The following is a 15,790-nucleotide window of genomic DNA, read 5'->3' as shown; positions in this document are numbered from 1 at the left end:
GATAGGTTACCAATTGCGATCTTTGAGATAAGCATCCAACTCCTCCCTACTCATGGGTAAGTCTTGCTTTTCTTCCAGCCAGCCCAAAAAATCTTCTTTAATGGTGTCATTCCAACGGCTGTCTATTTCTCCTGCAGTATATTTCTGCTCCCTGAGGCGCTGATGACCAAATTGATCTCTTAAAGCAGTGAATTCTGCATTGATGACCAGGTCAGCCACCAAATGGGAGGGAATAAATATGACACCCCATTTATTGGCTAAAACCGCATCTCCAGGTAAAACAATTGCCCTGCCCATTCTGATCGGGTAGTTAATGGTGGTCAACATCATTTCTTGGATGTAGGAAGGATCATGGCCTTTGACCCAGGCATTGAAGCCGTCAATTTTACTTAAACCCGCCATATCCCTGACAGATCCATTGAAAATAACACCATTTCCTGAGTTGGCATAAATGGCATTACCTAGATTATCTCCAATTAGGGTTCCATCCACTATTTTTCCAAAACCATCGGCCACATAAACATCGCCATCGGTCAGGACATCTATAGGCCAGGAATTTGTTCCACCGGATTGAGCCCTGTTTTCGGCTTTACCTATCGATTTCACCAGCTCGTTTACATCTTCCCTGAATGGCATGTATTGGGCTGTCACCGCCCGGCCTGTCAATACTTCATCTTCCTTTAAAATGATCCAGTCATTTTCAAACTGGTTGTTATAGCCATTATTCCGTAGTATTCCCCAGGCTTCCTCCATGGAAATTCCCTTGAGCCGTTCCAATAAATCAGCCGGGACTTTAGGGCGCCCATCGGGAAACCTTTCACCTTCCCAGGTTGAAGTCAAGGCCCTGACCTGATCCGGGGTAGGCGAAATCTGTTGGGAAAAGCCCATTCCGGCAAAAGTGAAACACAAAACCAAACATACTATTGTTATTTTATTCATCATTTTAGGTTTAAGTAGTTTTTTTTCGTCAATTTCTTGAAAAGAACCTAATAAAGCAACCTGTAAGCCCTCCTTTTATCCGAATGGTTACTGATTTACTGAATTGGTAAGGTAAACATCAACTCCACCACCTGTCATTGGAGCGGTCCGTATTCCACTCTTCGGTGGGTGCAAAATACTCCGTTCCTTCTACCAGGTGCTCTTTGATCACTTCTTCATTCAATGCTACCCCCAAACCCGGTCCTTCCGGAACTTTGGCAAAACCATTTACCACCAATGGTTTGGGAATATCTTTCACCAGATCTTCCCACCAGGGAATATCTACCGAGTGGTGTTCCAGGGAAATGAAATTTTCTGTAGCTGCCGCACAGTGAATATTGGCCATAAAAGATACAGGTGTGCCTGCAAAGTGCATGGCCATGGGTATCCCCTGCTCTTCGGCATAATCTCCGATCTTTTTGGTTTCGAGAATTCCCCCTGAAGAGGCCAGGTCTGGTTGAATCATATCAATGGCACGTGCATCAATTAGTTTGATAAACTCTTCCTTTAAGAAGATATCCTCCCCCGTAAGTGTGGGGGTTTTGATGGCGTCCGTTATTTGCTTCCATTTTTCTGTATAAAACCAGGGGACCATGTCTTCCAGCCAGGCCAGTCGATAGGGCTCCAGTGCTTCTCCCAGGCGGATACACTCCTTGTAATCAAAATGTCCAAAGTGATCTGCCGCCAGGGGAATATCATACCCCACCTTTCTCCTTACTGCCGCCACATATTCCACCATCTCACTCAGCCCTTTATCTGTAATCTGTACACCTGTAAAAGGGTGGGCTGTCCGGCTGTAACTCCCATATTCAGATGCCCATTGATTCCCCTTTTGGAAGGCTTTGGTATTGACCACAGAGCCCTCATTGTCCCGCACCATTTGAACACCAAAATCCATTTTGAGAAAGGTATATCCCAAATCCATTCTCGCTTTCAACCTGTCCGCAAATACTTCTGGATCATTAGATTGAGTAGTATCGGAATATAGCCGAATCTCTTCCCGATATTTACCGCCTAGCATTTGATATACAGGAACATTATAAGCCTTCCCTGCCAAATCCCAAAGGGCCATTTCCACTGCGCAAACCCCACCAGCCTGCCTGGCATGATTTCCAAACAATTTGATCCTTTTAAATATCCTTTCAATCTGACAGGGATTTTCTCCTAAAAGCCTGCTTTTCAAGACCAATGCATACCTGGCACTGGCTCCATCCCTTACTTCTCCCAAACCATAAATCCCCTGGTTGGTGTCAATCCTGATAATGGGACAGCGCATGGGGGCTCCAGCCACTTCGGCAATGCGGAGATCGGTAATCCTGAGATCGGAAGGGTTGGAATTTCTGTTTACCCTCTGGGTACTGTGGGCCAGTGTATCTTCTATAGGTTGAAACATAAAGGCTCCCAAGGTCAAGCCTCCCAATCCTGCTTTTTGGATAAAATCCCTTCTGGAAGGCACTCGATTGGGATTTATTTCCCTGGCCTTTTCTACCTTGACTTTCCTGTTTTCGGGAAGTTTAAATAATTCATTGAATTTGGAATTGTGATAAGGTTTCATGGTGTATGGGTTTGGTTAATTGACATGCTTATTCAAAAAAGGGAATCCCCTTAACGGCATACTTTTTCATCCCCTCTTCGTTAATCTCCACTCCTATTCCTGGTTTTTCTGAAAGGGTAATGAATCCGTCCTCTGTTCTGGGTCCATCATAGGTAACAATATCCTGCCATAGCTGATCGGTGTCCATGTATATTTGCCATTCCATAACCTGAAAATTAGGAACGGAAGCACATACATGACAGGAGGCCATGGCTCCTAAAAAAGAAGCCACCATATGGGGACTAAAGGGCACGTAATACAAGTTGGCCAAATTAGCAATTCTCTGGGCTTCACCCAGCCCTCCGGCTTTTTGAATATCGGGCATGATGATGTCCGCCCCACCCTGACTCAATAAGTTGACGAATCCATAGGCCAGGTAAATGTTTTCTCCCGTACAAATGGGGGTGGATGTTTCTTTGGTAAGCTGCTGATAAAGGTCTGGATTATCTGCAGGTAAAGGTTCTTCCAGCCACATCAGGTCAAGGTCTTCATATTTTTGGGCCATTTTAACACCGGTGATAAAATCATACCTTCCGTGCATGTCCACACAGATATCTATATTGGGTCCAACTTCCTCTCTCACCGCAGCAATGGCATTGTACATCCTTTCGATTTCAGCGGGGCTGGCGGTCCAGTTGAACCGGTCATATTTATTGGGATCTCTGGCGTCGTCTACATCAAACTTTACAGCCGTATAACCCCGATCTACTGCTCCCCTGGCGGCTTCGGCATAATCAGCTGGTGAAGGATTGGTGGCTGTGTAAAGGGCGGTATCACAGTAAACCCTGATTTTATCCCGGAATTTCCCTCCCAATAACTGGTACACCGGCACATTAAAAACCTTGCCGGTGATATCCCATAGCGCCGTTTCTATGGCCGTCAAAACCGCCACGAAAACACCAGATTGGGCACCACCAAAAAATGCTCCTTTTCTCAACTGCTCGGCCAGTCTATTGGGGTTTAAAGGATTTTGTCCTTTGATTTGATTTCCTAATCTTTTGACCAGGTGATAAGTACCATGAATGGCATCTACCGCTTCCCCACAGCCCCAAACATCCTGATTGGTATATACTTTTACATAAACGGCTCCCCTGACAAAGCCACATTTGACATCTGTGATTTTCAGGTCCGATGGATTGGATGCGGATGGCATCCTTTCCACTGCTGCAGAGAGGTCGGAACCATAGTTGGATAGAAATGCGGCACCCGTAATCCCGGCCAATGTGGATTTGGAAAGAAATGATCTTCTGTTTAGTTTACTTTTCATAAAAGGAATATTTTGAGGTTTAAAAATCCTTTAACAGGATTAGCATGGTTCCTACTCCGGAAGGATAACTGGGTTTGAATGATTAAAATGTGGCTTACCAGGTCCTGTTTTTCAGAATTTCCTGTACCTGTTCTCTGGGCACAGGCAATTCATCGATATGTTCATTGAGCCAGCCTGAAAAATCCTTTTCGATTTCATCGGACCACCTGGTATCTATTTGTCCAGCTGAATAGACTCCAGCCCTAAGCCTTTCATGGCCAAACATGTCCCTGAGTCTTACAATTTCTGATGTAACCACTATTTTTTCAGCCAGGTGAGGAGGAATAAAGGAAACCGCACCATCCCTGCCCAACACCACATCTCCAGCCATTACCGTCACTTGCCGGATTTTGGTGGGTTTGTTGATCCCTATTAACATGGTATTTAAATTTCCGCGTTGGTTATGGTGAGAGGGGTGGTAACTGGTAAAAAAAGAGGTAAACCCCTCTATCTCCCTCAAACCAACAATATCTCTGATGGCACCATCGTATACGATTCCATTTCCGGATCGGGCAAAAATGGCATTGCCTACATTGTCTCCTATCGTAGGTCCGTCGATATGTGCACCAAACTGGTCAGCCACATACACATCTCCCTGAACCAATACATCCACCGGCCATGCATTCTGGCCTTTTTTTCCTGCTGCCTTTCCCCTTTCATCGATGGCATCGTGAATATCAGGTCTTCCCGGCATAAAGGTAGCGGTCACCGCCCTGCCTACCAGAATGCTGTCCCGGTGAATGGTTTCCCAGCCTTCCGCATATTGGTACCTGTATCCTTCATTCTTCATGACCGCCCAGGCCTCATCGTGGGTTACTTCTTTCATGCGTTCAATGATATCATCCGGCACCTTGGGTCTGCCATCTTCAAAACGTTCTCCCTCCCAAAGAGGCGTCAGGAAAAGCATTTCTTCTTTGGAGATTTGTTGGGCATTTATTGTCTGGACTGAAAACAACAAAAAGGCCGTTATCAAAAAAAGATTCAAATGGGGAACGAGGTTTTTCATTTTTTTTAATTTATCGATCACATCCCTGAGGAAAGCAATAAGATTCAAGTATAATTTTCAATAGAATGGAATAAAAACTTACCATCGGATTTTTTTAAAGGTCCATTCCGGATGCACCTTTTGCATTTCTATTTCATCATTTCGTTTTTTTAGGCCACAATCGAGGTATTGCTGGTGTAATGTCGCCAAAGCTGAGCGATCCAGCTCCACGCCCAGTCCCGGCCCTGATGGTACAGGCACTGCACCCTCCTGAAACTCCAAAGCACCTCCGGTAATTACCTCTTCGGACTGCCAGGGATAATGGGTATCCAGGGCATATGGAAGATCGGGAAGCGCTGCCCCCAAATGCACCATGGCAGCCAGGGAGATGCCCAGGTGGCTATTGGAATGCATGGAAAGCTGCCGGCCGAAAGTGGTACAGACCCTGGATAGTTCCATTGAAGCCCTTAATCCTCCCCAAAAATGGTGGTCGCTGAGGATGATGTCCTCAGATCCCAAGTCTATACTTGCGGGGATTTCATCAAAGGAGGTGGTACACATATTGGTGGCCAGGGGGGTTTGAATCATTTTTCGCAACCAGGCCATGTGATCCTGTCCCCTTACCGGATCTTCCAGGTACTCCAATATGGGTTCCATGATTTTTCCATATTTTAAGGCAGTTTCAGGCTTCCAAATGGCATTGGGATCAAATCTCAGTGGAACTCCCTCACCAAATGCCTGGTAGAGTGCCTGCATACTGGCCACCTCTACCTCCGGCTCAAAAGCTCCCCCCTTTAATTTAATGGATTGGAAACCGTAAGCCTGACACATGGCCCGGGCCTGCGCAACGATTCCTTCCGGATCAATTGCTTTTTCCTGTCTTGCGGCGGCCCATCCATTGGCTGCCGGATCCTTGGAAAAACCTAATTTACCTCCAGCCCCCTCATATTTGAAAAAAAGGTAAGCCGCAAAAGGAACAGCATCCCTCATTTTCCCGCCCAGAAGGTCTACCACAGGACGATTGGTGATTTTTCCTATAATATCCAGACAGGCCACCTCTAAAGCTGAGAAGATGTGGACCAACTTTCTCTGGTCCCAGGGTGCATCTCCGCGATCCTGGCTGGAGTCTTTTCCAAACCAGGCTTCAAGCTCCCGTTGAATTTTACCCAATTGATAGACATCTTTTCCAATGATAATATTTGAGGCCTCCCGCAGGGCTTCATCAATTGCCTCATTGCCGGGGATTTCACTTATACCGACAATACCATCCTCTGTTTCCAATTCAACAATGGTACGCAAGGCATACGGAGCATGTAATCCTGCGGCATTTAGCAGCGGAGGATCTACGATGGCAATAGGCGTGATACGGATCTCCCGGACCAAAGGTCCTTTACCTGATTTTTCTAACTTCATATACTATATCGTATCCTACTGCCTTTATTCTTCAAGACCACTGAGTTTTTCCATTAATAAAGCCAGGGCACTGTGGTCTTTCTCATCCAGACCCGATGCCAGCACGGCATCCATATGGCTGGCCACCAAAGCTGATCCGTATAGCGGTACTTTGAATTCCTTACCGGCCATCAATGCGATATTCATATCCTTGCGGTGCAATTTAATTTTGAATCCGGGATCAAAATTACGGTCGATTATCCGCTGTCCATGCAGGTCCAGAATTCTGCTTTGCGCAAAGCCTCCAAGCAACGCTTCTCTCATTTTCTCCAGGTTTACCCCCGCTTTTTTGGCAAGGGTAAAGGACTCAGCCACTGCCTGAATGGTCATTCCCACAATCATTTGGTTGCAGGCTTTGGTCATCTGTCCTGCGCCGGCATCGCCTATCAAAACAGCACTTTTTCCCATCACCTCAAATAAAGGTTTCACCTTTTCGAAGGCATCCTGGCTACCTCCTACCATGATGGATAGGTTTCCGGACTCAGCACCTACCTGTCCTCCGGAAACCGGAGCATCCAGTGCCTCCACGCCCTTTTTCTTCATGGCATCTGCCACTTCCCTGGCCGTAGACGGGGCAATGGTAGACATGTCTACAAAAATACTTTTGGCTTTTATGCCTTGCAATACTCCCTGATCCCCAAACACAACATCGTTTACTTCCGGAGAATCCGGCAGCATGGTAACGATGATTTCTGAATTTTCAGCTACTTCTTTACAGGTGGAAAATGCAGTTGCTCCCTTGTGGGTCAAATCTCCGGCAGCCTTGTTGGTTTCCAATACCAGCAGTTCGTAGCCTGCATCCATCAAATTGATTGCCATGGGTTTTCCCATAATTCCCAAACCTATAAATCCTACTTTCGTCATAACAAATTGTAATTTATATGTACTACATGATTAATCTTTTCGAACAACAGTTTATCAAACGGTCTCAAGCTTCATCTTTTAACGCCTGCAGGAGACCGATGATATGGCCATAAGCAAAAGCAAAGGCTTGTAAGCCGGCACCCTCAGCTTCATGTTGTGGTACATGGTCAGGCATGACCATACCATCAAATCCCACATCCCGTAGGGCCCGGATGACATGGAAGAAATTCATTTCTCCGTTATCCGGATAGACCTCCTGAAAATTATTGTAGCTCCCCTTTATATTCCTTAAATGAATATTGAAAATCTGTTTACGTTTACCCACCCATTCGATAATCGGGAATATTTCATTTTTTGGATCCCTCAGGCCTTCAGCAATAGAACCTATGCAGAAGTTAAACCCATGATAGGGACTATCATACAATTGGGCAAACCTTTTGATGCCCTCAAAAACCTCGGGACTGTTCCAGCGCATGATGCCATTATAGGCAGCCGGAACGGGAGGATCGGCGATGTGATTGCCCAATTTGACCTTGTATTCTTCAGCTACAGGAAGAATCCTGTCCAAAAGATAGGTAATTCTTTCGAAAACTTCATCTGCATCTGCCCTTCCTGCTTTGGTAAGTTGTTCTTCACGATTCAACGCTTCTTCATAATTCCAGGTACTGTAGGAAGCATTCCCCCTGGCCGGATCAATGGTTCTGCCGGTGCGCAAAACGGGTAAAATAGTGGTATTGTAATTCAGTAATTTCACCCCTGTCTTGGCGGCTACTTCAATCATTTGCTGGACCATTTCTATTTCATGGTCTCTTTCGGGACTTTTTCCCATCATGATATGGGGTATGTTTACCCGGTCAATTCCTGCAGAAGTCAAAGGCAGGTGGTAGGCATCCAGGCTGATGCCATATTTTTCACAGGCATCTCTTTTTCTAAGGGAATCTTCCAGGTCCCAGCCCTTTCCCTCAATGAACTTTGGCATGCCGCCATCCATATTGAATACTCCATGGCGGGCCTTGAAAGCCAGGTTCTCTTCAGAGGTACCTCCTGACTGACACCCAACCTTCATCAGCACCTCTTTTTTAGGGACCGAGGGTTTATTTATCTTCTGACCAGGCTCATGACTTGATCCAAAAGCAGCCGAACCGGCAGCAAAGGCTCCGGCTGTTCCGGAGGCAAACAATTTGACGAACTTTCGTCTGTGCAGGTCTTTCAGGAAATGTTTCATAGTTCAATGGGTTTATCATGTTATAGTTTTAAACCAATGGGAAAAGTTTTGCAGCTACCAAAATGGTGATCAATCCAACTACTCCCATAATTGTCAATAAAGGTGAGAAAGTCTTTAAAGCTTCTTTTTCTGTCAGGTTACTCATTTTGCATACGATCCAGAAACCACTGTCATTCATCCAGGGTATCAGTTTGGATCCACAGGCTATGGAAAGTCCAAGGTATAGGTGATGGTACTCCAATCCTGCTGTGGACATTCCGGATAGTATGCCAGAAGCCGTTATCATGGCTACTGTTGCAGAACCCTGGGCTGTTCTTACCAGAGCTGTAATAAAAAAGGCCAATGGGATCAAAGCCATCTGAAAACCCTCGGTCAACGATTCTATCCGGACACTTATTCCAGTCTGCTGTAGCATGGCCCCGAAAGCACCACCGGCTGCTGTGATCAAAATGATCACTCCTCCACTGGTCAGGGCTGCCTGAACAGCTCCCTTCATGCCTGCTCTTTCCTTGTCCTGCTGAAAATACAGGGTCAGCAAAGCGGCCAATGCACCCAGTATCAACGCCATATTTTTCTCTCCAAGGAAATGTACCACATCAAAAATCATCCCTGCTGTCCCCCCTTCAATACTGCCCCAAAAGGTACTGATGGTAGCACTGCCGGTAATCAATAAAAGCGGGACCAAAATGGGAGATAAAGAAAAACCCAGAGACGGCAAACGATTGCTATCCATGTCGGCCAGCGATTGAATTTCTTTTAAGGGTGCATCCAAGGAGTCCCTTAAAGGGATTTGGTTTCGTTTATTGGTCCAAACGGCAAAGATATATCCTGCTGCTATGGTAACCAGGCCTACCAAAAACCCGCCAACCATCATCATGCCAATAGGAATGTTCATTTCTGCAATCAGAAATAAAGGACCGGGTGTAGGGGGCACCAGAGAATTGGCCATAGCTGCGCCGGCAGTAATGCAAAGCACCAGTAACAAATAACTTTTCTTTAACCGCATCGCCATGGCTTTGGCCAATGGGATCATGAGGTAAAAAACGGTATCGAAGAAAACAGGGATACCCAAGAAAAAACTGCCGCTCAAAAATGCCAGAGGGGCATTTTTTTCTCCTGTCAGGCCCAGGATGGAACGTACAATCCGCTCTGCTGCCCCACTCATTAGCATGGATTTACCGATGATCGCTGCCATGGCTATCAGGATTCCGATTTTCCCTACGGTATTTCCAAATGCTCCGGCTATCCGTTCTCCAATGGAGGTAGATGCCAGGGCATTGGCAGCAGTTTCGGACTGCCCTTTACTGAGTGCAAATTCCACAATTGCCCGACTGGGAGTCATCCAGGCCACCACCAGGGCGGCAAGAAGCAGCGCCATAAAGGGGTTTAACTTGCCTGCTAAAATCCCTCCGACTACCATCAGCATACCTACCAATAAAATGACAAAGGGATCCTGTATCATTTAACTGGATTTTTTGTATTGGCTAAGTTTACCATGCAGCTCCCTGGCACCAGAAGCAACAAAGGTGGCGTCCGACCCACAGGCTATCAACTGAATGCCCATCTCCTGGTACTTCTTAAAATCCTCGGGGTCAAAAATTAAAATCCCCACTGCTTTGGAGGCTTTTTTAGCAGCTTTGACAATCCGGTCAACAGCTTCAAGAAATAAGGGGTGGTTCAGATCACCATCAATACCCAATGCGACAGTCAAATCAGCAGGACCAATAAACAAGACATCTACCCCTGAGGTATTGGCTATTTGATCAAGTTCCTCCAGGGCTTCGACGGTTTCTATTTGAATGATACCCAAAATGCTTTCAGATGTGCCCGATTTATATTGGTCGAAGGCTTTTCCAAAGCCGGTAGCCCGAACCATTTTAGCCACTCCCCGAATACCTTTTGGCGGGTAATGCATTCCCCTGACTGCTGTGTTGGCCTCTTCGGCTGAATAAACCCGGGGACACATGACCCCTTCTGCACCCAGGTCCAGCACCCGGTGAATGCGCTCCTTTTGGTGACTTTCTACCCTCACTATGGCAGCGGCCCGGGTATGCTCCAGGGCCTGGAGTTGGTGCAGCAGGTCTTTGGGTTCTCCTGCACCATGCTCCAGGTCTATCAGCACCCAATCGAAGCCCGAAAGGCCTACAATTTCAGCTGTAATGGAACTGCCTAAATTCAACCAGCAACCAATCAAGGTTTCACCGGATTTCAATCGTTTTTTAATTTGCTTCATGCCATATCTTAGGTTGGTTATTTGGAAGAAAGTATTAAAGTTAGAATTTTATAAATAAAAACCTACTTTACATCCCACCAAACCCGGGTATCCAATACATCCGGGCCCATCCGACTGGTTGCCTGGTCTACATTTTCCTTGTTCACGGTCAATTCTGAGTCCGGATAGGTTAACCGTCTGATGAAATCTTCATTTTGCAAGTCACTTCCCGGATAGGGGTTGGGGTTAACCAATGGGTAGCCACTTCTCCTGAAGTTTACCCAGGTTTCAGGTCCAATAAGAAAAGAAGATACCCAATATTGTGTATTGATCAGTTCCAGTTCTTTACCAGTTTCCAGCGGATGACTCTCAATGTAGGCATCAATGGCTTCCTGTTCTATTTCTGTGTCATTGGGCCAAAAGGCCATTTGTTCCATATGCGCCCTGATGCCATCATGATAGAGCTGTTCTGCATCTCCCGGCACCCATCCCCTGGCAGCCGCTTCGGCATGTAGTAACAGCGTTTGGGAATAGGTTACCAGAAAGTTAGGTGCCTCGGGATTTCCCAACCGGGTGCGATCCAACTGACTATAACTAAATAAACTGGCGAGGCCGGCAGCTTCTGCTACGGGAATAATGGTGGTGTTGTCATATCCCTGTGGCATCCCGATTTGGATCTCCGGAGACCTGTTGGCATTTGCCTCCACTTGCTCTCCTCCACTCAAGGCTCCCACATACCTTACGGCAATGGATGCTAACCTTGGGTCGTTGTTGCTTTGAAGAAAATTAACAAAATCTTCATCCAGGTAATAAAAAGGCGCTTGTCCCCCATTTAGATTGGTACCAACATTGTTCCGGTAGTCGGCATTGTGCCTTACCACCGCATTGTCTTCGTTGGACTGCATCAGGCCTCCATTGACTGCCTTTAATGCATACTCTGAAGCTGTAGCCGGGGCGACTTTTACCATCCGCATGGCTGCCCGTAACAACAGGGAATTGCCCAACCTCTTCCATTGCCCGATATTTCCGCTATAAAGAATTTCCTGGTTGATGGGGTCCTTGGTCTCATCCAGGCCCTGAACGGCCATTTCCAGATCATTCAGGATGCTGGTATAAATGGCTTCCTGCGAATCGTACTTTGGGAATACATTTCCCGAAATATATCCCAACCCTGCTTCAGAATAAGGAATGTCCCCATAGGTATCGGTCAGCATCATAAAGGCATGGGCTTTCCAGATACGCATGATATTATACAGATTGGTTCTTTCTGGCGTCTCTCCCAGACTTTCCAGACCATCAATTAAATTCTTCACAATGGTCCGGTATCCGGTTTGCCAGTTTCCCTGGGTGGCAGATCGATTGTCCTGATTAAGGTTTCCTCCCGTACCCACTCCCTGAAATGGAGTAATCATTTGCTTGACAATCGTTGTTTCGTAGGTCAGGTTGTTATACCCGGGCGAACTGGAAATAATGGCTTGATTCAATTGGAAGGTGGGGTCAAGAGAAGTAAGCCGCACCGGATTGGTGTTCATTTCATCAAAACCTTCATCACAGGAGCCAATGCAGAAAACCACAAGCAGCCCTTTAATCAGGTATATTATTTTTGACTTTTTCATTTCAGTTATATTTTTTCGTAGTTATCAAAGATTTAATGAGGCAATTCATCCTTAAAATTTCACATTTAAGTTGAATCCCGTGCTTCTGGTTACAGGTAAACCTGTTGCTTCCAGTCCTGCATTATTGTCTGATATGATGCCATTTTGATCCGGGTGAATGTGGGGTACCCACTTCTTCAGCACCGCCACATTATTGGAAACCAGGTTCAGTCGAAGTCCTCTGATAAAATTATTTTCCGGGATTAGGGATGTAAAGTCATAACCCAGGGTTAACTGTCTTAACTGCCAGGAACCAGCATTGAATACAGATTGCTCCGACATCCTGCCGGACCGTATGGTTTCATAATAGGTTTGAACAGGTGATTGGGCTGTATTTATTTCCCCATTTGGGTTTACGCCATCACCCACTACGAAACCCTGGTCCCGACCTACCAGGGTAGCCTTATCCAGGCCATGCCGGTAGGCATTGGTATGCGTACCTGAAATCATTTTATGACCGAGCTTGTAGTCAATCAGAAAGGAAAAATTCAAATTCTTAAAGGTGAAACCATTGGTAAAACCACCTACCCAAATGGGGATGGCAGTTCCAAAATTCAATTGTTGGTTTGAACGAAGTGGCCTTCCGTTATTGGGATCAAATATCTGTCGCCCCTGTTCGTCCCTAAGGTATCCCCATCCATATAACTGGGCCATTGGCTTTCCAACCTCCTGCCTTACTTCACCATGAAACTCGGCTGTACCTACCGTTATAAAACTGCCATCCACATCATCTCCCAGGCTCAGCACTTTGGATTGATTGTAAGAGGCATTGGCACTGAAATTCCAATTAAAACTATTGGTAGTCACCGGAGAGATAGCGGCAAACATTTCAACCCCTTGGTTTTGACTTTCACCCACATTAATCAACTGATTCAGGAAACCCGAGCCATCTGAAATCTGAGCCTGCAGGATCTGATCGGATGACAATTTATCATAATAGGAAACTTCAAACCGAAGATTATCAAAAAGGGTCATTTCCAGGCCAATTTCTTTTTCAGTTACCCTCATGGGCCTGAGGTCATCATTGGGAACCACAGAACCACTGATTGCTCCTACCGGCTGGGCAATGCCATTGGAATTGGGGAATTGCTGCTGGTTGATGTTATAAAAAAGGTTATTGGCATAGGGCTGAACATCCGTATCACTACCTACTTCAGCATAAGCTAACCGGATTTTTCCAAACGAGATCCAGTTTGGTAAATTGGCAAATGCCTGAGAAAATACAAAACTACCGGTTATGGAAGGGTAGAGTATGCTTCTGTTGGCCGGGGAGAGGGTAGAAAACCAATCGTTTCTGACGGTTCCGTTGAGGTATAAATAACCCCTGTAAGACAATTCTGTACTTGCGTACAAAGAGTTCACCTGCCTTTCCGAAATCGTGTAATTGGTAGTAATCTTACTGGAATTGCCGATGGTGTACAGACCACGGGTATAAAAATTCTCTCCCAAAAGGGTGTTCACATCCAACCTTCTGTACATTTGATTACCTCCCAAATTTACCAGTAGTCCAAAATCACCGAATGTGCGGTCTATTCCAAGCAAGAAATCCGCATTTACCTCCCTGAATCGCCTTAGATCCTGGATATATTGCCCATTCACAAAACCCGGAGGTGGTGATGATTGCCTTTGTGAACCTGTGGGAAGGTTATACTCCGAATCCCGGGAGTAAAAATCCTGACCAAACCTTCCCTGCAAATACAGCCAATCTGTAAATTCATACCTGGCTGTAATATTGCCATAGACCCTGTCACGTACATTGTTTTCAAATCGGGATAACGCAAAATAGGGATTGGTCCTATTGGTAAACCTGGAATAGGGAAATTCATCCCCATTTTCATCAAAGGCGTATTGTTCCAACAGATCCATCGGCATTGAGGTAGCCAGGGTATAAATGACCACCGGACTAAAGTCCTGCTCAGCAATATTCGGAGGATTGATCCGGTCTTCTTTGGAATAATTTACATTTCCGGAGACGGTTAGATTTTTGATGTTTTGTGTGAATCCCAAATTAATGGTCTTCCTGTTATAGTTGGAACCCGGAAGAATGGCCTTGCTATCCATATTGGCTACTGATAGACTAAACCCACCATTTTCTCCTCCTGAAGAGAGTGTAATGGTATTGGAAAAAGTAGATCCATTACGGTAGTAATCCCGTACTTTGTTTGGCTGAGGTTCGTAGGGTACCTCGATCCCATCAAATAAAATCTGGGTCATTCCCGGCTCAAATTTTTCTCCGAAACTCCAGACGCCGGAAACTGGTCTGGGAGAATTAGGCCTTACCCCTCCTTCACCTTGCCCGTATTCGTATTGGTAATCTGTAAAATCAAGCGGGGTATCTGTCGTAAAGTTAGAATTGAGTTCTACCTGGATTCCTGACCCGGTAGCCCTGTTTCTGGTGGTTATCATGATGACGCCATCCTTGGCTCTGGCACCATAAAGTGCAGAAGCAGCCGCTCCTTTTAAAACTGACATGGAAGTAATATCGTCCGGATTGATACTGCTCAATCCATCTCCACTATCAGATTTTCGATTGCTACCCACCTCGGATACATCTCCACTTACCCCAAAATTGGTATTGTCTATGGGCACCCCATTGACCACTATTAAGGGTGAATTGTTTCCTCCAAAAGAGGACACTCCCCTGATCCGGACCTTACTGCTTCCCTGCGGCCCGGACCCCATTGGGGTAATGTTCACCCCAGCTACCTTGCCCTGGAGAGCGTTCATGAAATTCGGGGTTCTGTTGATGGTCATCTCCTCCGATTCGACCGTTGACGTAGCATATCCGAGGCTCTTAGCTTCTTTCTTAATCCCCAGTGCTGTTACTACTACCTCTTCCAAACCTGCTATGTCTTCCATCAGGGTAATATTGATGACAGACCTGGAATTGATATTGACCTGTTGGGTGGCAAAACCAATATAAGAAACCAACAAAACCCCATCCTCTGGTACTGTGAGAGAAAACTCACCATCAATATTGGTGATGGTACCGATGGTGGTGCCGGCTACAGATACTGCAACGCCTGGCAATGGCTCACCTGATTCGGCTATTACCTTACCAGAAACCTCTATGTCTGCCCGATAAAGATCGATCTCCAGTTCCTTTTCTTTGGAATGATCATGGATAAACCGCACACTGATGCTATTGTTTACCTGTTTGAAATGTAGCCCTTTTTCACGGGCCAATTCTTTCAGAATTTCAGCAACACTTCCTTTGATCAGATTCAACGCTACTACCTCCTGATCATTGAGTCCGCTTTCCGTATAAAAGAAACGGTATTCTGTTTTGCTTTCGATGTGTGCCAGTAAATCCTGCAAGCTTCCCTGCCTGATATCCATTTTGATAAACACATCTTCAATACTTTTCACACTGTCCATGGCATAACCGGCAGGACATACCAGTATGCCTAGGATTCCTAAAGCCAGTATCCTGACTTTCAGATTTTCAAAGGGTTTTAATAAAACATGCTTCATAGGATTTTGGGTATTGGTTAAAATTAGAGGTATATAAGTCAGTCC

The 15,790-nt window shown here is 45.8% G+C and carries 11 protein-coding genes; all 11 read right to left on the bottom strand.

All coding sequences use genetic code 11. The features are described 5' to 3' along the window. Positions 1-6: 6 nt before the first annotated feature. Positions 7-939: an RraA family protein gene (locus GL182_RS08805; RefSeq protein WP_410266299.1), complete on the bottom strand. Its 933-nt coding sequence runs from the start codon at positions 937-939 to the stop codon at positions 7-9. A gap of 118 nt (positions 940-1,057) precedes the next feature. Next, positions 1,058-2,533: a mandelate racemase/muconate lactonizing enzyme family protein gene (locus GL182_RS08800; protein ID WP_163379296.1), complete on the bottom strand. Its 1,476-nt coding sequence runs from the start codon at positions 2,531-2,533 to the stop codon at positions 1,058-1,060. A 28-nt stretch (positions 2,534-2,561) separates the two neighbouring features. Beyond that, entirely contained in the window at positions 2,562-3,839 is a 1,278-nt protein-coding gene (locus tag GL182_RS08795) for a mandelate racemase/muconate lactonizing enzyme family protein (RefSeq protein WP_163379295.1), read from the bottom strand. A 94-nt stretch (positions 3,840-3,933) separates the two neighbouring features. Continuing rightward, entirely contained in the window at positions 3,934-4,884 is a 951-nt protein-coding gene (locus tag GL182_RS08790) for an RraA family protein (protein ID WP_163379294.1), read from the bottom strand. Positions 4,885-4,962: 78 nt separating this feature from the next. Beyond that, the gene (locus tag GL182_RS08785) at positions 4,963-6,276 is read right to left on the bottom strand and encodes an enolase C-terminal domain-like protein (RefSeq protein ID WP_163379293.1); all 1,314 of its coding nucleotides are present in this window, start codon (positions 6,274-6,276) and stop codon (positions 4,963-4,965) included. A gap of 24 nt (positions 6,277-6,300) precedes the next feature. Further along, positions 6,301-7,179, bottom strand: a complete 879-nt coding sequence (locus GL182_RS08780; RefSeq protein WP_163379292.1) for a 2-hydroxy-3-oxopropionate reductase — start codon at positions 7,177-7,179, stop codon at positions 6,301-6,303. Positions 7,180-7,243: 64 nt separating this feature from the next. Continuing rightward, positions 7,244-8,404: a mannonate dehydratase gene (locus GL182_RS08775; protein ID WP_163379291.1), complete on the bottom strand. Its 1,161-nt coding sequence runs from the start codon at positions 8,402-8,404 to the stop codon at positions 7,244-7,246. A 28-nt stretch (positions 8,405-8,432) separates the two neighbouring features. Beyond that, complete coding sequence (locus GL182_RS08770) at positions 8,433-9,866, bottom strand: GntP family permease (RefSeq protein ID WP_205603614.1); 1,434 nt, start codon at positions 9,864-9,866, stop codon at positions 8,433-8,435. Then, positions 9,867-10,637, bottom strand: a complete 771-nt coding sequence (locus tag GL182_RS08765; RefSeq protein WP_163379290.1) for an HpcH/HpaI aldolase family protein — start codon at positions 10,635-10,637, stop codon at positions 9,867-9,869. A gap of 62 nt (positions 10,638-10,699) precedes the next feature. Next, complete coding sequence (locus GL182_RS08760) at positions 10,700-12,232, bottom strand: SusD/RagB family nutrient-binding outer membrane lipoprotein (protein ID WP_163379289.1); 1,533 nt, start codon at positions 12,230-12,232, stop codon at positions 10,700-10,702. Between the two features lie 51 nt (positions 12,233-12,283). Further along, complete coding sequence (locus tag GL182_RS08755; RefSeq protein WP_163379288.1) at positions 12,284-15,745, bottom strand: SusC/RagA family TonB-linked outer membrane protein; 3,462 nt, start codon at positions 15,743-15,745, stop codon at positions 12,284-12,286. Positions 15,746-15,790: the final 45 nt, after the last annotated feature.

This window comes from Cyclobacterium sp. SYSU L10401, from assembly GCF_010993705.1.
Taxonomy (GTDB): Bacteria; Bacteroidota; Bacteroidia; order Cytophagales; family Cyclobacteriaceae; genus Cyclobacterium.
This window is presented reverse-complemented; position numbering and strand designations above follow the sequence as displayed.